Annotated in this window: 15 protein-coding genes; 7 read left to right on the forward strand and 8 right to left on the reverse strand. The window is 65.2% G+C overall.

Annotated elements, in window-relative coordinates; all coding sequences use genetic code 11:
- Positions 1-62 precede the first annotated feature (62 nt).
- The 6 genes from AC1RUK_RS20080 to AC1RUK_RS20105 form a co-directional block, all read right to left on the reverse strand.
- On the reverse strand, positions 63-1334 hold the full coding sequence (locus AC1RUK_RS20080; protein WP_481839270.1) for an ABC transporter substrate-binding protein: 1272 nt from the start codon (positions 1332-1334) through the stop codon (positions 63-65).
- A gap of 37 nt (positions 1335-1371) precedes the next feature.
- The gene (locus tag AC1RUK_RS20085) at positions 1372-2415 is read right to left on the reverse strand and encodes a substrate-binding domain-containing protein (protein ID WP_481839269.1); all 1044 of its coding nucleotides are present in this window, start codon (positions 2413-2415) and stop codon (positions 1372-1374) included.
- A 226-nt stretch (positions 2416-2641) separates the two neighbouring features.
- Positions 2642-4033 carry a transaminase gene (locus tag AC1RUK_RS20090; RefSeq protein ID WP_481839268.1) on the reverse strand — a complete coding sequence of 464 codons (1392 nt, stop codon included), beginning with the start codon at positions 4031-4033 and terminating at the stop codon, positions 2642-2644.
- A gap of 71 nt (positions 4034-4104) precedes the next feature.
- The gene (locus AC1RUK_RS20095; RefSeq protein WP_481839267.1) at positions 4105-5592 is read right to left on the reverse strand and encodes an aldehyde dehydrogenase; all 1488 of its coding nucleotides are present in this window, start codon (positions 5590-5592) and stop codon (positions 4105-4107) included.
- A complete protein-coding gene (locus tag AC1RUK_RS20100; protein ID WP_481839266.1) occupies positions 5589-6782 on the reverse strand; it encodes a cytochrome P450 in 1194 nt (397 codons plus the stop codon). Before AC1RUK_RS20100 ends, AC1RUK_RS20095 begins: the two co-directional genes overlap by 4 nt.
- Positions 6783-6840: 58 nt before the next feature.
- Entirely contained in the window at positions 6841-8286 is a 1446-nt protein-coding gene (locus AC1RUK_RS20105; RefSeq protein ID WP_481839265.1) for an APC family permease, read from the reverse strand.
- Positions 8287-8464: 178 nt separating this feature from the next.
- On the opposite strand from AC1RUK_RS20105, the gene AC1RUK_RS20110 reads away from it, so the two are divergent.
- Genes AC1RUK_RS20110 through AC1RUK_RS20125 form a run of 4 tightly spaced genes read left to right on the forward strand, consistent with a single transcriptional unit; the run spans position 8465 to position 12579 of the window.
- Positions 8465-9238: an IclR family transcriptional regulator gene (locus AC1RUK_RS20110; protein ID WP_481839264.1), complete on the forward strand. Its 774-nt coding sequence runs from the start codon at positions 8465-8467 to the stop codon at positions 9236-9238.
- 40 nt (positions 9239-9278) lie between these two features.
- Positions 9279-10526 (forward strand): Tm-1-like ATP-binding domain-containing protein, encoded by a 1248-nt coding sequence (locus AC1RUK_RS20115; RefSeq protein ID WP_481839263.1) that lies wholly within the window; start codon positions 9279-9281, stop codon positions 10524-10526.
- 11 nt (positions 10527-10537) lie between these two features.
- Positions 10538-11200, forward strand: a complete 663-nt coding sequence (locus tag AC1RUK_RS20120) for an HAD family hydrolase (protein WP_481839262.1) — start codon at positions 10538-10540, stop codon at positions 11198-11200.
- Between the two features lie 26 nt (positions 11201-11226).
- A complete protein-coding gene (locus tag AC1RUK_RS20125; protein ID WP_481839261.1) occupies positions 11227-12579 on the forward strand; it encodes an aminotransferase class III-fold pyridoxal phosphate-dependent enzyme in 1353 nt (450 codons plus the stop codon).
- 127 nt (positions 12580-12706) lie between these two features.
- Here the strand turns inward: AC1RUK_RS20125 and AC1RUK_RS20130 are convergent, their stop codons facing one another.
- A complete protein-coding gene (locus AC1RUK_RS20130; protein ID WP_481839260.1) occupies positions 12707-13576 on the reverse strand; it encodes a helix-turn-helix domain-containing protein in 870 nt (289 codons plus the stop codon).
- A gap of 92 nt (positions 13577-13668) precedes the next feature.
- On the opposite strand from AC1RUK_RS20130, the gene AC1RUK_RS20135 reads away from it, so the two are divergent.
- Positions 13669-15213 (forward strand): 4-hydroxyphenylacetate 3-hydroxylase N-terminal domain-containing protein, encoded by a 1545-nt coding sequence (locus AC1RUK_RS20135; protein ID WP_481839417.1) that lies wholly within the window; start codon positions 13669-13671, stop codon positions 15211-15213.
- 11 nt (positions 15214-15224) lie between these two features.
- On the forward strand, positions 15225-15734 hold the full coding sequence (locus AC1RUK_RS20140) for a flavin reductase (protein WP_436171363.1): 510 nt from the start codon (positions 15225-15227) through the stop codon (positions 15732-15734).
- Between the two features lie 160 nt (positions 15735-15894).
- On the opposite strand, the gene hpaR is transcribed toward AC1RUK_RS20140, so the two are convergent.
- Positions 15895-16299 carry a homoprotocatechuate degradation operon regulator HpaR gene (gene hpaR / locus AC1RUK_RS20145; RefSeq protein WP_436171900.1) on the reverse strand — a complete coding sequence of 135 codons (405 nt, stop codon included), beginning with the start codon at positions 16297-16299 and terminating at the stop codon, positions 15895-15897.
- A gap of 237 nt (positions 16300-16536) precedes the next feature.
- Here hpaR and AC1RUK_RS20150 point away from each other — a divergent pair, with 237 nt between their 5' ends.
- The gene (locus tag AC1RUK_RS20150; RefSeq protein WP_481838786.1) at positions 16537-16923 is read left to right on the forward strand and encodes a 5-carboxymethyl-2-hydroxymuconate Delta-isomerase; all 387 of its coding nucleotides are present in this window, start codon (positions 16537-16539) and stop codon (positions 16921-16923) included.
- Positions 16924-16929 lie beyond the last annotated feature (6 nt).

Genomic DNA, 16929 nt, shown 5'->3' on the forward strand with positions numbered 1-16929 from the left:
TGCGATCCGGGCGCCCGGAGTGAAACAAGCTCCGGGCGCCCCTTGGGAGGATCGGTTGATGCTTATTCGACCGGGCAAGCGCCTTCGGACGGCTTGTCGGGCGCCCAGCACGGCGCTTTGGCCTGGTCGATGATCGCCTTGAGCGCGGCCGCCTGCTCTTCGAGCACGCCATGCACGTCCTCGCCGCCAAGCACGATGCGCTCGAAGCTGTCGGTGTAGACCTGGTTGAACTTGCCGCCGAGATCGCCGAGCCCCATCGGCAGCAGCGCCGGCAGCGCATCGGGAGCGCCGGTCATGGTGGCGATGGCCGGGCCGAAGGCTTTCACCGATGCCGGCATGTCGTCGGGCAGCTTGACGTCGACGACGGGGAAGAAATTGGTCGCCTTCAGCGTCGCGATCTGGGTTTCCGGCTTCAGCATATAGGCGACCAGTGCCTTGGCCTTGTCCATGTCAGGCGAGGTCTTCGGAATGGCGACGCCGGCGACCACCGGCATGAAGCCGCGGCCGGCGGGACCAGCCGGGGCCGGGAAGGCGACGAACTCGTCGGGCTTCTGGTTGAAGGCATCGGCGAGCCGCGCGACATGGTCGAACGCGACCCAGACCTCACCTGAAAGCAGTGGCTCCTGCATGAAGGCGTAGTTGGTCGAGTTCGGGTTGGTGTACTGCCAAAGTTCCTTGAACTTGTTCCAGGCAGTCTCAGCCTCGGCCGAGCGGAACTTGGTCACCATCGAACCGGTGTAGGACGGGTAGAGGAAGCCTTCGAAGAAGCGGTGCTTCAGTCCCTTGGGACCGGCCGGAAAGCCGAATTTCGGCGAGCCGGTCTTTTCGGCGATATTCCTCGACCATTCGATCAGCTGGTCGTAGGTGATGGTGTTGAGATCGACGCCTTGCGGCAGATATTGCAGCGCCTGCTTGTTCGCCGCCATCAGGTAGGTGGCCTGCATCCAGGGCATGTATTTCTGCTCGCCGGTGCCGAGCATGCCGAGCTTCCTGTAGGCCTCGTTGACCTTGACCCCGCCGACATCGACGCCGGACAGGTCGACAAGGTTGGCGCCGACGGTGGAGAAGTCGCCATGCAGGCCGCCGAGCAGGCCGATCGTGCCGGAGCCTGCCTGAAGTTCGGCCTGCAGACGGGTGAGCCAGGGGCCGTCCTCGGCGACCTGATAGTCGACGGGGCCGTCGAAGCCTTTCAGCACCGCGTCGCGCATCTTCTGCGTTTCCTCGACCGGGCGCGCCTGTGTCGACCAGAACAGCACCTGCTGGGCGTGCGCAGCGGCGCCGGCAAGCGACAGCGCCAGCGCTGCGCCTGCCAGTGTCTTCAATGCCTTGATCATGCTCATCCTCCCTGGATAGGCGCCGTCATTTGCGGCGTCAGCTTCTTGTCAGTGGTGCGGGTCCATGGCTGGCCCGAGGAACCAGCGTCGGCCGGATCAATCGTGTCAGCGGTTCAGCCGGCCTGTCGGCGATGATGGTGAGCAGCATGTCGGCGATCTCGCGCGCACACTGACGGATCGAGGCGTCGAAGGTGGTGAGGCCTGGCGGCGCATAGGCCGAAGCGACGACATTGTCGAAACCGATGACGGAGAGATCGCGCGGCACGGTGAGGCCGGCGCGGGCAGCCTCCTCCATCACCGTCAGCGCCAGTTCGTCGAACAGGGCGACAATAGCCGTCGGCCGCTCAGGCCCGTGCAGCATCTTGTTGACGGCCTGGATGCGGGCGCCGCGATCGAAGCGCGGCGCGGTCGCCACATCGAGCCGCACCGACGGGTCGCCGCGGCGAGCAATGGCCGCGGCAAGCCCGTCCTGCCGCAAATGCCGGAAGGTCATCGGCTCTGAAATCGTCACCAGGCCGAAATGCCGATGGCCGAGATCGTAGAGCATGTCGAAGGCTTCGCCGAAGGCGTGCGCGCCGTCGGTGTCGAGCCAGTTGTAGGCAAAGTCGCTGTCGAGCAGCCGGCCATGGGCGACGAAGGGGAAGCCGCGCTGGCGCAGATAGGCGAGCCGCTCATCGACCTCGGCGATGCGGGTGACGACGACGCCGTCGGCGCGCCCGGATTCGACGACATGGCGCAGCACCGACAGTTCCGACTGGCCTTCCGCGGCAGTGGCGAGGATGAGGTCGGCGCCGTGCGACACCAGTCCCTCGCCAAGCCCGGTGACGAACTCGCCGAGGAAGGAATCGACAAGGTTGGGACCACGGATCGGCAGCACCAGGCCGACGAAGCCGCTGCGGCCGGACACCAGCGTGCGCGCTGCGGTGTTGGGAACATAGCCCGCATGGCGCGCCGCCTGGGCGACGCGCTCGCGTGTCTTCAGGGCGATCTGCTGATGGCCGGCAAGCGCCCGCGAGACCGTCGTGATCGACAGGTCAAGGGTCGCCGCAAGCTCCTTCAGCGTGATGACACGGGCTGGCAATCGCTCCTCCCGAACGAACTGTTTGAAACGTTTGTAATGCGGTTTTGCGAAATTGCAAACGTTTTAAATTTGACGCAACGAGGCCGGCGACGAGACTGCCTGACCGGCCGGTTTTCAGCTTGGTGTTGTGATGCTCGGCTTCGAGCCCGCCTGGATGGCGGCCCTTGCCCCGCCGAGATAAAGCCGGTGCTACCTTGCCCCTGAGGTCGAACGGGTTCGCCATCGCTCAGATGACACCCGCGCCACGCACGAGTTCGACGAAGCGCGCGAACACTTCGGTGTGGCGGTCGACATCGGCCTCGGTGGTGGCCGGGCACATCAGGAACATGGTGTGGAAGGGCGTCACCAATATGCCCTCGTTCATGTAGAAGGCGTGCAGCAGCGTCTCGAGATCGCCGCGCCGGCTGGCGATGACATCGGCGCCATTCCGCGGCGGATTGGGCATGAACATGATCTCGGCGCGGGCGCCGATCTGCGTCACGTGCCAAGGCAGACCATTCGCAGCGATGACCTTCCGCGCGGCCTCGGCCAGCCGCGAGGCATTGGCGATCATGATCTCGAAATTGGCTGGGGTCAGCACCTCTTCCAGCACCGCGCGCATGGTGGCGACGGTGAGCGCGTTGCCGGCCAGCGTGCCGCCGATGCCGAGATGCGCCGACTGGCGCACGCGCGGATTGACCATCGGCACGATCGCCCACAATCGCTCGGCGATCTCCCGCGAGACGCCGAAGATGCCGGCGGGGATGCCGCCGGCAATGGCCTTGCCGGCGACGAGAATGTCCGGCTCCAGCCCATGCTCGGACGAATAGCCGCCGGGTCCGCCGGAGATGGTGTGCGTCTCATCGATGACCAGCACGGTGCCGGTGCGGCGGGTGATCTCGCGCAGGGCGGCATGAAAACCGTCGGCGACCGGGATCATGCCGAAATTGGTCATCAGCGGCTCGGTCAGCACGCAGGCGACGTCACCCGCCGACAGTGCCTGTTCCAGCGCACCGACATCGTTGAACTCGACCACTTTTGAGACGGCCGAATGGTCGACGCCGTTGGGATGGATCATGTTGCGCAGGCCAACGCGGCCGTCGCGGATTTCGACATGCGCCTCTTCGACGCCGCCATGGTAGCAGCCGGAGAAGACCAGCACCTTGTCGCGGCCGGTGATCATGCGGGCGATGCGGATGGCGCCGCGATTGGCGTCAGTGGCCGAGGTGGTCAATGTCCAGTAAGGCAGGCCGAAGCGCCGCTGCAATTCGGCGCCGACCCACAGGCTGTCCTCGGTGGGCAGCATCATCGTCGCGCCGTTCTGCAATTGGCGCACAGCGGCACGTGTCACCGCCTCCGGCGCGTGGCCGCACATGCCGCCAGTGTCGCCAAGGGCGAAGTCGACATAGTCGTGGCCATCGATGTCCCTGATATTGGCGCCCTTCGCCTCGGCGGCATAGACCGGAAAGCCGCCGGCCCAGCGCCGCATCCAGTGCGAGGGCCCGCCATAGAGGAAATGCTGCTTGCCCTCCTCCCAGGCCGCCGCCGAGCGCGGATGCGTCTGGCGAAAACGCTGCTGCTCGCGGTCGAGCAGGTCGCCGATTGTCGCTGAATGCAGATCATTTGTGCTGGCAGCCATCACGGCGCAAATCTCCCTTTTTTTGCGCAATTCCGAACGGAAAACCGCTACCCACTTTTCCTGGAAGTGCTCTAGAGCGCGATCCAGGCGGTCTTCAGATCGGTGTATTTGTCCAGCGCGTGCAGCGACTTGTCGCGGCCGAAGCCGGACTGCTTGACGCCGCCGAGCGGCACGGTGATGTCGGCGCCGCCATAGGTGTTGACGTGGACGACGCCGGCATTGATGGCGCGGACCATGCGGTGCGCGGTCGACAGGTTCGACGTCCATACTGCCGAGGCGAGGCCATAGACGGTGGAATTGGCGAGGCTCACCGCCTCTTGCTCGGTGTCGAAGCGCATGACGCCGAGCACCGGCCCGAACACTTCCTCGCGGGCGAGTTGCATGTCTTGAGTCACGTTCTCGAATATGGTCGGCGCCATGTAGCTGCCGCCGGTCTCGGTGAGGATGCGTTCGCCGCCGGTGACGAGGCGGGCGCCCTCCTCCGCCGCCCTGGCGACGAAGCCGAGATTCTTGTCGAGCTGCTCGGCGCTCGACACCGCGCCGATGTCGCTCGCCAGATCGAGCGGGTCGCCGACCTTCAGCCGGGTGGCCGCCTTGAGCAGCTCGTCCATGAAGCGGTCGTAGATCGACGACTGGGCGAGCAGACGCGAGCCGGCGACGCAGACTTGTCCGGAATTGCGGAAGATGCCGTTGGCCGACACGGTCGCCGCCTGCTTCAGGTCCGGCGCGTCGGCAAAGACGATGTTGGGCGACTTGCCGCCGAGTTCGAGGAAGACGCGCTTCAGATTGGAGCGAGCCGCGTATTCGAGCAGCCGCCGGCCGACCACGCCAGAGCCGGTGAAGGCGATGGCGTCGACATCCATGTGCAGGCCGAGCGCCTCGCCGGCGACCGCGCCGCGCCCGGTGACGACGTTGAGCACGCCGGCGGGAAGCCCGGCCTCGGCGGCGAGTTCAGCCAGCCGCAGAAGCGTCAGCGAAGCGATCTCCGGCGGCTTGACGACGATGGAGTTGCCGGCGGCAAGCGCCGGCGCGATCTTCCAGGCGCCGATCATCAGCGGGAAATTCCAGGGCACGATGACGCCGACGACGCCAAGCGGCTCCTTGTGGATCAGGCCAAGCACGTTGTCGGCCGTCGGCGCGATCTCGCCATAGACCTTGTCGATCGCCTCGGCGTAGTAGCGGATGGTGCCGGCGGCCGACAGCGGCTCGGCCTTGTAGGCCATGCCGATCTCGGTGCCATTGTCGCGCACGCCGAGCACGGCGAGTTCGTCGACATGCTTCTCGACAAGCTCCGCGAACTTGGTCAGCACCTTCTTGCGAAAGGCCGGGGCGGAGCGCGACCACGAACCTTTCTCGAACGCCTTGCGCGCCGACGTCACAGCACGATCGATATCGGCAGCGTTGCCGTCGGCGATGCTGGCGAACGGACGGCCGTCGATTGGCGACGTTACCGGCAGCGTCGCACCGCTCATGCCTTCGGTCCGGGCGCCATCGATGAACAGGCCTCGCGCGCCGATCTCGACTTTGCGCAGCGTGTCGATGGCATTCTGGCTGATCATTGGTGACTGACTCCCAGGGAAACATGCAGTGTGGTTGGCGCCCGGAACTCCCAGCCGCGGAAGACCGGTTCCTTGCCCGGCACCAGTCGCAGGTCCGGGAAGCGCTCGAGCAACAGCCTTACCGCAAGGCACATCTGCTCGCGCGCGAAAAACCGGCCCGAACAGAAATGATGGCCAAAACCGAAGGCGGCGTGGTTGCCCTCGTCGCGATGGATGTCGAAACGGTCGGGATCGGAGAAACGGCTTTCGTCGCGGCTTGCCGAAGAGACAAGTGCTGCGACCGGCGCGCCGGAAGGAATGGTTACACCGCCGATCTCGACCGCGCGCGTCGTCTGGCGCGTCTGCGTGCCGATCGGCGCAACCCAGCGCAAGCCTTCGTCGACGGCCTTTGGCACCAGGGTCTCCGGATCGTCGAGGACCTGCCGCAATTGCTCGGGATGCGAAAGCAGGCCGGCGAGGATGGAGCCCGCGCCATGACCGGGTTCCTGCATGCCGCCAAGCAGGATCACCTTGATGCTCGGCATCAGGAAGTCGATCGGACGCGTTTTGCCCGCCGGCATTCCATCATGCAGCATGTGCGACAGGGCGGAGTCGTCGGGCTCGCGGACTAGCCTTTCCAGTGTCGGCAGGATGGCGGCACCGACCTCGGCGCTGATCGCATCGGCGATGTCCTGCCGCTTCGGATCGTTCTCGAAATTGATGGCGCCCTGGGCAAGGCCATAGAACCAGCGCCGCAAGGTCGGCATGTCGATGTCGGTCAGGCCAAGCGAGCGCGCCAGGCTGAGCGTCGAGACCGGTTCGAAATAGTTGGCCATCAGTTCGGCCGAGCCCTGTTCGGCGATCCGGTCGAGATAGGGTTGGGCGATCGAGCGCACCAGGTCGCCGGCATAGGAAGCGACGGTGCGCGGCCGGTATTTAGGGTCGACGCCCTGGCGCAGATCCCTGTGAACATCGCCGTCGGTCGTCAGGATGGTCGGCTTGCCGAACGAGCGCTCGACCGGAGATGTCCCGACGACGGCGGAGAAGATGTCCGGCGACTTGGCGACGGTCTCGACGTCTTTCCAGCGGGTGACGAACCAGAGGTTGACCGCCGGCACGAAAGCGACGGGCGCGCTGCGCCTCAGTTCGGCATAGATCGGATACGGATCTGCTTCCAGCGCCTCAACGGTGATGCTCTCGGCAAAGCTCAACGCCGCTACTCCCCTTGCGGTGAAGACGGGGCGGCGTCATGCGCCGCCCCTGTTTGTTTCAGTCCTTCAAAGGCTGTCCAAGCCCAGCGAAGGCAACCGGGTCACGGCTCTTCAAGGCGCTGGCCAGCACAAGGCCGACTACGGCCGCGATCAGCACCAGCGCCGGCAGGAAGACGCCGAGGAAGCCGCCCGCGCCGGACAGGCTGCCGAAATTGATGACGATCAGGTAGATGATGATGACGAAGGCGATGAAGGTCAGCCCCGGCAGGATGGTGGTTTTCAGCGCGTTTTCCTGGCTGGACGGATTGGCCCGGAAGAACATCACCACGGCGAGCGAGGCGACCGCCATCATCACGATGACGCCGAGCGTGGCGACATTGGTCAGCCACGAAAACAGCGCCAGCACGGGATCGAGGCCGAGCATGGCGAAGAGCCCGACGACGACGGCGGCAAGAACGCTCTGGATGACCGAGGCGACATGCGGGCTCTGGTGCGTCGAATGCGTCACGCCGATCGTCTGCGGCAGAAGCTTCTCGCGGCCGGAAACATAGATGTAGCGGGCGACCGCATTGTGGAACGCCAGCACGCCGGCGAACAGGCTCGACACGAACAGGATGCTCATGGCGTGCGAGAGCATCGTTCCGGCATAGCGGTCGGACAGGCCGAACAGGAAGGTGGTCGGATCCTGAAGCCCCTGCAGGTCAGGCAGCAGCTTGTCGACGCCGGCGCCGACGGCCATCAGCCATGCGGTGACCATGTAGAAAACGCCGATCAGGACGACGGAGAAATAGGTCGCCCGCGGAATGGTGACCTTGGGGTCACGCGCCTCTTCGGCATAGATCGTGGTCGCCTCGAAGCCGATGAAGGCGGCAAAGCAGAACAGGATGGCGATCGCCGGCGCACCGCTGGTGATCTGGCTCCAGCTGAAGGGCGCGGCCGACAGTCCGCTGTCGCCGCCGGTCTTGAGGATCGCCAGGTCGAGGATCAGCACCACCACATATTCGGCGAGCACCAGCACGGTCAGGATCTTGGCCGACAGGTCGACCTGCCGGTAGCCGAGCACGGCGACGATGGCGATGGCGATGAAGCTCCAGACCCACCAGGGCAGGTTGATGCCCCAGCCGGCGAACAGTCCGGCGGTCGCGGCACCGAGAAGGCCCATGACGCCGATCTGCATGGCATTGTAGGACAGGATGGCAATCAGCGCGGTGGCGCCGCCGGCGAGACCGCCGAGGCCGCGCGCGGCGTAGGCATAGAAGGCGCCTGCATTGCCAACATGGCGCGACATGGCGACATAGCCGACCGCGAACAAAAGCAGCAGAAGCGTCACGATGAGATAGGTGCCGGCAAAACCGGCGCCATTGCCCATCAACATGCCGAGCGGCGTGCCGCCGGCAACGGCCGTCAGAGGCGCCGCGGCCGAGATCACCATGAAGGTGATGGCGCCAACGCCAAGGCTGTTCTTCCTCAGCCGGTTTGCTTCGCCGGCTACAATTGTCGTCATCTTACCCTCCAATTCCGCGCTGCGGAAACCAAGTGTCCCTGAGATGCCGAGGCCTTCTGGCGAGCCTGATGTTCATTTCACTATTTGCAACGGCATTTCGAATATAGACTTGCAAAGGAAGGTGCTTCCTGTCAAGTTAATTCGCACGTTAAGTATCTATGGGAGGTTCGGAAGCCAGATGAGCACGGTGGCCAAGGCCATTTCCCTGCTGGAAATGCTCGGTCGCGGCGAGCCCGAACTGGCGCTGGCCGACCTCGCCCGGCATGCCGGCTTCGACAAGGCGACAACGCGCCGGCTGCTGCTCTCGCTTATGGAACATGGGCTGGTCGAGCAGGACGAAGGCACGCGCCGCTACCGGCTCGGCGCCGGTCTCGGTCGGCTGGCACTGATGCGCGAGGCGCAGGTTCCGTTCCTGCGGACGGCAGCGCCGCTGGTCGAGGCGCTGGCCACCGAGACCGGCGAAACGGTGCATCTGTCGGAATATTCCAAGCGCGGCCTGATCACCGTCCATGTCGTCGAATCGGCCAAGGCCAACCGCGTCAGCGTGGCGCTCGGCGAATTCCTGCCGATGCACGCGACCGCCTCGGGCATTGCCTTCCTGGCCTTTACCGAAGACCGCATCCGCGACACCATTCTCGCAGGCCCGCTGCCGGCCTTCACGCCGTTCACCGTGTCCGGTGCTGCCGCGCTGGCCGAACAGGTTGCGGCGGCGCGTGCGCGCGGCCATTCGATTGGCTCGCAGGGTTTCGAGGAAGGCGTGCAGAGCGTCGCCGCGCCGATCCTCGGCGCCGACGGTTTCGCCATCGGCACCATTGCCATTGCCGCGCCGCAGGTGCGCGTGCTGGAGGGCGATATCGCACGTTACGGCGCAAGCGTCGCGAACGCGGCGCGCAGCATCGGCGAGCGGCTTGCCGGACGGCGTAGCCTGCCGGACCGCAGGCGCGCATCATGACGCAGACGCGCATCTTGATCATTCAGCGAGGAGACTGACGTTGGAGGACAAACGCCGAATCCTGGTTATCGGCACCGGCGACACCAAGGCCGACGAGCTCTTGTTCATGCGTGAGCGCATCGAGGCTGTCGGCGGTGTCGCCGTGATGATGGATGTCAGCGTGCTTGGCGATCCGCCTTACCGGCCGGAGCACGACAAGCATGCCGTGGCCAAAGCGGCAGACACGACGATCGCGGCGATCATCGCCAGCGGCGACGAGAATTCAGCGATGACGCTGATGGCGCTCGGCGCCTCGCGGCTTGCGCGCGCGCTTTACGACAAGGGCGAAATCGACGGCTTCATCGCGCTCGGTGGTTCGATGGGCACCGACCTTGCGCTCGACGTCGCGCTGGCGCTGCCGCTCGGCGTGCCGAAATTCGTCGTCTCGACCATTGCCTATTCGCATCTGCTGCCGCCGCAGCGGATCGCGACCGATTTGATGATGATCCTGTGGGCGGGTGGGCTTTATGGCCTCAACAGCGCCTGCATGGCGGTGCTGTCACAGGCCAGCGGCGCGGTGGTCGGCGCGGCTCGGGCCGTCGTCAAGCCGGACCAGGCCAGGCCGCGGATCGGCATGAGCTCGCTCGGCAAGAGCTGCCTGCACTATATGGTGACGCTCAAGCCGGAGCTGGAAAAGCGCGGCTATGAGGTGATCGTCTTCCACACCACCGGCATGGGTGGACGGGCGCTGGAAGCGATCGCCGCGCAGCGCGGCTTCGTCGCGGTGATGGATTTCAGCCTGCAGGAACTCGCCAATCATCTCGCCGGCTCGGTGGTGAGTTCAGGCGCCGACCGGCTGGAGAACGCCGGGCGGCAAGGCATCCCGCAGATCGTAGCACCGGGCGCCGTCGACATGGTGGATTTTCCGACATGGCAAGCGGTACCAACCCGCTTCATCGAGCGCCCCTACCACGCCCATAACCGGCTGCTCGCCTCGGTGACCTCCGACGGCGCGACGCGCCAGGAGATCGCGCGAGCCATCGGCGAGAAGCTCGCCGCCGCAACCGGGCCGACCGCCTTCATCCTGCCAGCGGGCGGCATCCAGCAATGGGACCAGCAGGGCGAGCCGCTGCACGAGCCGGACGCGCTGACGGCCTTCGTCGACGAGATGCGCGCCAGCGTGCCTGCGAATGCCGAACTGCATGAGATCGCGGGGCACATCAACGACGCCGCCTTCAGCGCCAAGGCGTTGGAGATCTTCGACCGCTGGGTCGCCGATGGCATCATTCCGCCGGGCGCGCCGGCATGAGAGCAAGCCGCATGAGCGGGCCGAATCCACAGGCGCTGGTGCTCGATTTCGGCGGTGTCGTCACCCGCACGCTGTTCGAAACGCACGCGCTGACCGAACGCGCGTTGGGGCTGGCCCCCGGAACGCTCGACTGGCGCGGGCCGTTCGAACCTGCATCCGACCTTTTGTGGCGCGCCATGCAGGCCGACGAGATCAGCGAACGCGACTACTGGAAGACGCGCACGCGCGAGGTCGGCAGAATGGTCGGCGAAGACTGGGACGACATGTCGACCTTCGTGCAGCGGGCGCGCGGCGCAGATCCGCAAGCGGTGGTGCGGCCGGAGGCGGAACGAGCGATCCGGACTGCGCATGAAGCCGGCATCAAGCTCGCCATCCTCTCCAACGAGCTCGACCTGTTCTACGGCAGCAGCTTCCGCAAGCGCCTGCCGCTCCTGTCGCTGTTCGAGACAGTAGTCGACGCCACCTACACCCATATCCTCAAGCCCGACCCGCGCGCCTATGCGATGGTGAGCGAAGCGCTGCATCTGCCGGCCAGCGCTTGCGTCTTCGTCGACGACCAGAAGCGCAATGTCGACGGCGCGGTCGCAGCCGGAATGCCGACGGTGCATTTCGACGTCGCCGAGCCGGCGCGAAGCTATGCCGAGGCGCTTGGCCATTTTGGCCTTGCAGCCTGACAATTCAAGAAACGGAGTTTCCACCGATGCGCGACATCAACTTCCTCACCGAGAACAACGCCAAGCCGATCTGGCACCCGATGGCGCATCCGGCAGAGATGCGCGCGACGCCGCCGAAAATCATCATGAAGGGCGACAGCGTGTCGGTGACCGACGTCGATGGCCGCACCGTGCTCGACGCGGTCGGCGGCTTATGGAACGTCAACCTCGGCTACAGCTGCGATCCGATCAAGAAGGCGATGGCCGCGCAGCTCGACGCTCTGCCCTATTATTCCGGTTTTCGCGGCACCTCGACCGGACCGTCGATCGAGCTTGCCTACGAGCTCTGCGACTGGTTCGCGCCGGAGGGCATGGTGCGGGCCTTCTTCACCTCGGGCGGATCGGATTCGGTGGAAACGGCGCTGCGGCTCTCCCGGCAATACTGGAAGATCCGCGGCCAGGGCGACCGGACGAAATTCCTGGCGCTGAAGAAGGGCTATCACGGTACGCATTTCGGCGGCGCCTCGGTCAACGGCAACGCCAATTTCCGTCGCAACTACGAGCCGCTGCTGCCCGGCGTCTTCCACACGCCAGCGCCGTGGACCTACCGCAACCCGTTCGACGAGACCGACCCGGCGAAGCTGGCAAGACTCTGCGCCCGGGCGATCGAGGAGGAGATTGCCTTCCAGGGCGCCGACACCATCGCCGCCTTCATCATGGAACCAGTGCTCGGGGCCGGCGGCGTCATCGTTCCGCATGAGAGCTTCATGCCGCTGGTGCGCGCCATCTGCGACCGCCACGACATATTGCTCATCGCCGACGAGGTGGTGACCGGTTTCGGTCGCACCGGCGCCTGGTCGGGCTCGCGTCTGTCGGGCGTCAAGCCCGATTTCATGACCATCGCCAAAGCGATCACGTCGGGCTATTTCCCGCTCGGTGCCACGCTGATCGGCGCCAAGGTCGCCGATGTGTTCGAGGCCGACAAGACCAGCTTCGGCGCCATCGGCCACGGTTACACCTATTCCGGCCATCCGGTCGGCTGCGCGGCCGGGCTGGCCGCACTGGCCGAGACCAAGCGGCTTGCCGTCAACGAAAACGCGGCAGCGCGCGGTATCGAGCTCGGCAAGGCGCTGGAGGCGCTGAAGGCCAAGCACGCGCTGGTCGGCGACGTGCGCTACCAGGGCCTGATGGCGGCGCTCGAGCTGGTCTCGGACCGCGCCGCCAAGAAGCCGGCCGACAAGAAGACCCTGGCTGCCGTCGCCGAGGCCGCCTATGCGGCCGGCGTTATGCTGCGCGTCTCGGGCAACACGGTTATCCTGTCGCCACCGCTGGTGATCTCGGCGGCCGACGTGGCGAAGATCGCGGAAGCGTTGGATGCGGGACTGGCTACTGCGGCGTAAGTGAGTAGTGAGTAGCGAGTAGTGAGTAGTGAGTAGTGAGTAGTGAGTAGTGAGTAGTGAGTAGTAGAATTGAATTCCGGCTCCGGAAACTTGGTCAATCCTCGCCTTATTCACTGCTCACTACTCACTACTTACCACTCACTCTTTCCCGCCGCCACGCCGCCGGCGACAGGCCGACTGCCTGGCGGAAAAAGCGCGAGAAATAGGCGGGGTCGTTGAAGCCGGTCTCGTAAGCGATGTCCTCGACCGGACGCACGGTGAACAAGAGCAGCCGCTTGGCCTCGACCAGCCGCCGTTCGCCGATCGCCTGGCGCACGCCCGCCCCCAGCACCTGGCGCGCCGCTCTGTCGAGCAGATGGCGCGTGGTGCCGAGTGCGGCGACATAGCGCTCGACCGGCCAGTCGTCGCGAAAGTGCCGGTCGATCAGCCTTCTCAGCCGCCCGCCCAGCGCCACCGTCGCTGGCAGGGTGACGGCATGCGATTCCGCATCAAGACGGGCGATACCCGACAGCGCCACGGCGATCAGCGGCGGCAGGATCTTGTCCATGCCGGGCAGCCGGTCGGCATATTCCGCCTGGATCATCCTGACCGTATCGCCCAACCTCACCCACAGCGCCGTCTCACCGCGCCCGGTGACGAAGACCGGCTGGTCGAGCGGCAGCGCGGACTGCTCGGCGATCGAGGCAAGTGCTTCATCGGCGACCGAAACGACGATGGCATCGGTGCCCGGTTCGATGCTGAAGCCGTGCACCACGCCGCTCGGCATGAAGCTCACCGTCGGCGCGGAAAAACTCCAGGTCTTGTCCTCGATCCTGTAGGTGCCGCTGCCGCCGGTCCAGTAAGTGATCTGCGCCATCTGCGGATGCTTGTGCGCCAGCACTTGGCCGCGATGAACGGCTGCGCGAGCAAGGACAGTCTCGACATGCAGGAAGCCGACATCAAGCGCCCGCGCGGGCTCGCCATAGACGAAGAATTCGGGGATGCTGGCCTGGCTCATGGTGCCGGAAAAAGTCCAAGTGGTTTTGGTCTTTCGTCCATAAACCATTACATCGCGTCGGGCTACTGTTGGACGATCAAGGGAGGATCATGATGCGATCGGAAGATTTCCGGGCCGACACGAAACGGCCGTTCACAGGCGCCGAATATCTCGACAGCCTGCGCGACGGGCGCGAGGTCTACATCAATGGCGAGCGCGTGGCCGACGTCACCACGCATCCGGCGATGCGCAACTCCGCCCGTTCGCTCGCCCGGCTCTACGATGCCTTGCACGACCCGGCGCGGCAGGCGGTGCTGACCTCGCCGACCGACACCGGCTCGGGTGGCTACACGCACAAATATTTCCGCGTCGCCCATTCCGCCGCCGAGCTTGCCCAGCAGCAGACGGCGATCGCCGACTGGTCGCGCATGTCCTATGGCTGGATGGGGCGCACGCCCGACTACAAAGCAGCGCTGATGAACACGCTCGGCGCCAATGCCGAGTGGTACGGCCCATTCAAGGACAATGCGCTTGCCTGGCACAAACGGGCCCAGGAAGCCGCCCTGTTCATGAACCACGCCATCGTCAACCCGCCGATCGACCGCCACAAGCCGGCCGAGGCCGTCAAGGACGTGTTCGTGCACATCACCAAGGAGAGCGATGCCGGCATCTGGGTGTCCGGCGCCAAGGTGGTGGCGACGTCGTCGGCGCTGACCCACTACAATTTCCTGGCGCAGAGCTCGGCGACGGTCACCGAGGATCCGTCGCTGTCGGTGATGTTCATCGTGCCGATGAACGCGCCGGGGATAAAGATGTTCTGCCGCGTCTCCTACGAGCAGACCGCCAACACGGTCGGCCAGCCCTTCGACTACCCGCTGTCGTCGCGCTTCGATGAGAACGATGCGATCCTGGTGCTGGACAATGTGTTCGTCCCCTGGGAGGACGTGCTGGTGCTGCGCGATGCGCAAAAAATCCTGTCCTTCCATCCGGCGTCGGGCTTCATGCACGGCTATTGCTTCCAGGGCTGCACGCGCTTTGCCGTCAAGCTCGACTTCCTCTCCGGCCTGCTCGCCAAGGCGCTGCGCGCCACCGGCGGCGACGCCTTCCGCGGCAACCAGGCGGCACTCGGCGAAGTGATCGCGCTGCGCCACATGTTCTGGAGCTTTTCCAACGCCATGGCGCACAACCCGATCCCGTGGGCGAGCGGTGCGGTGCTGCCCAATCTGGAAGCGGCGCTCGCCTACCGCACCTTCATGTCGGAAGCCTATCCGCGCGTCATCGACACGGTGCGCCGGGTGATCGCCTCGGGGCTGATCTATTTGCCGTCCTCGGCAAAGGATTTCGACAATCCCGAGATCAACAAGTACCTTGCCCAATATGTGCGCGGCTCGAACGACATGGGCCATGTCGAGCGCATCAAGATCATGAAGCTTTTGTGGGATGCGACCGGCACCGAGTTCGGGGGCCGCCATGCGCTCTACGAGCTCAACTATGCCGGCGCGCCGGAAGAGGTGCGGCTGCAAGTGCTGAAGGGCGCCGAGCGCAGCGGCCGTCTGAAGGCGATGGAAGTGCTGGTCGACACCTGCATGGCCGATTACGACGAAAAGGGCTGGACCGGCGACACTTGGCTACCGCCGCTGCCGGCCGGCGCAAGCTGAGGAGGCCGGCCATGGAGGCGCAGGTCTCGAGACTGGAATTCCGCGATGCCATGGCGCGGGTCTGCGCGCCGGTCAACATCGTCACCACGGACGGTCCGGCAGGCCGTGGCGGCTTCACCGCTACCGCCATGTGCAGCGTTTCCGACGATCCGCCGACGCTGCTCATCTGCATGAACGAACGCTCGGCGCAGGCCGGACTGTTCCTCGCCAACCGGCGCTTCTGCGTCAACGTGCTGACGCAGGCCCATATGCACCTGGCGGCGAAGTTCGCCGGTGCGATCCGCGACATGGCCGAGCGCTATGGTTCCGCGCGATGGCAGACGATGCCCTCCGGCATGCCGGCGCTGCTCGACGCCATCGTCAGCTTCGATTGCGAGATCGGCGAGGTGAACCGGGTCGGCACGCACAATGTGATGTTCGGCCGCGTCGTCGACATCCGCCACGGCAGCGACGAGGCGGCGCTGCTCTATGTCGGGCGCAACTACATGCAGCCGAGCGCGCTGGGGAGTTTTGGGGGGTGAGGAGCGGTCCGCGCAGCGGACGAAAAGCCAATTGCTTGGCTTTTCGAGTGACGAACGGTGAAGACCCGGTCCGCCTTCAAGCGGATCAAAAGGTCCAGTGGACCTTTTGAAGGGGATGAACGCCCGAAGGGCTGGGGAGCCTGCGACGGGCCGGCCAGCGCTAATCGGGTAGCGTCTCCGACTGGATCAGGCTTTCGAGCAGGTCGAGCAGGCGCTCGTGCTGTTCGGCCCCATAGCGCTTTTCTATCGCGTCGTAGATGGCGATGCGTTCGGGAGACAGGTCTTCGATCAGCGCAAGGCCGGCCGGGCTGATGGCGAGGAGCGCCCGGCGGCCGTCGTCCTTGACCTTGTTGCGGGAGATGAACTGCCGCTCTTCCATCGCCTTGATGATGCGGGTGAGGCTTGGCGGCAGGATCGAGGCGCGGTTGGCGAGTTCGGTCGCTTCCAGCGGCCCGGCCTCGGCAAGAACGCGCAGCACGCGCCATTGCTGTTCGGTGATGTCGTGGCGGGCAAGCATCGGCCGGAAATGCGCCATGATCACTTCGCGGGCGCGCAGAAGAGCCATCGGCAAGGAGCGGCGGGTGCTGGGCGGTAGCAAGGTCAGGTCTCCGAAATTCCAGTTCCAGTTCCGACTCGCAATGCGAATGAGACGCGGATCGCAGCTATATCCGCGATTTTGCCGGGGGCGGCAATCCCGACACCAGGGCGTGGGTCCTGACAGAGAACGGCGCTTGACATTCGATCGCCAAGATGTAATTCACATGTTAATTACAAAGACCGGCGATGCCGGCGGAGGAAACCCTTGCCGCACATGGCGATTGAATATTCCGCGAATCTCGACGCCAAAGTCGACATGGGCGCGCTTTGCGCGCTGGTGTCGCGCGCCATCCTCGAGACCGGCCTGTTCGAGCCAGGGGCGGTCAGGGTGCGCGCCTTCCGTGCCGAGGCCTATGCGATCGCCGACCGTCTGCCGGAAAACGGCTTCATCGACATGAACTTCCGCATCGGCAAGGGCCGCAGCGCCGAGGAAAAGAAGCGCACCGGCGAGGCGATCTTCACCGCCGTCTCGGAGCATCTCGCATCGCTGTTCACAACGCCGCATTTCGCGCTCTCCCTGGAGATCCGCGAGATCGACGCCGAACTGAACTGGAAGAAGAACGCCATCCACCCGCGGCTACGTGGCAAGTAACTGGGC

Source organism: Mesorhizobium monacense (genome assembly GCF_056781675.1).

What these genes read in the sequence shown, in the direction of transcription:
- AC1RUK_RS20095 (WP_481839267.1), bottom strand. Translation starts at nt 5,592, where the DNA reads ATGATCAGCCAGAATGCCATCGACACGCTGCGCAAAGTCGAGATCGGC.
- AC1RUK_RS20135 (WP_481839417.1), top strand. Translation starts at nt 13,669, where the DNA reads ATGCGATCGGAAGATTTCCGGGCCGACACGAAACGGCCGTTCACAGGC.
- AC1RUK_RS20125 (WP_481839261.1), top strand. Translation starts at nt 11,227, where the DNA reads ATGCGCGACATCAACTTCCTCACCGAGAACAACGCCAAGCCGATCTGG.
- AC1RUK_RS20105 (WP_481839265.1), bottom strand. Translation starts at nt 8,286, where the DNA reads ATGACGACAATTGTAGCCGGCGAAGCAAACCGGCTGAGGAAGAACAGC.
- hpaR (WP_436171900.1), bottom strand. Translation starts at nt 16,299, where the DNA reads ATGGCTCTTCTGCGCGCCCGCGAAGTGATCATGGCGCATTTCCGGCCG.
- AC1RUK_RS20090 (WP_481839268.1), bottom strand. Translation starts at nt 4,033, where the DNA reads ATGGCTGCCAGCACAAATGATCTGCATTCAGCGACAATCGGCGACCTG.
- AC1RUK_RS20130 (WP_481839260.1), bottom strand. Translation starts at nt 13,576, where the DNA reads ATGAGCCAGGCCAGCATCCCCGAATTCTTCGTCTATGGCGAGCCCGCG.
- AC1RUK_RS20120 (WP_481839262.1), top strand. Translation starts at nt 10,538, where the DNA reads ATGAGCGGGCCGAATCCACAGGCGCTGGTGCTCGATTTCGGCGGTGTC.
- AC1RUK_RS20140 (WP_436171363.1), top strand. Translation starts at nt 15,225, where the DNA reads ATGGAGGCGCAGGTCTCGAGACTGGAATTCCGCGATGCCATGGCGCGG.
- AC1RUK_RS20080 (WP_481839270.1), bottom strand. Translation starts at nt 1,334, where the DNA reads ATGATCAAGGCATTGAAGACACTGGCAGGCGCAGCGCTGGCGCTGTCG.
- AC1RUK_RS20110 (WP_481839264.1), top strand. Translation starts at nt 8,465, where the DNA reads ATGAGCACGGTGGCCAAGGCCATTTCCCTGCTGGAAATGCTCGGTCGC.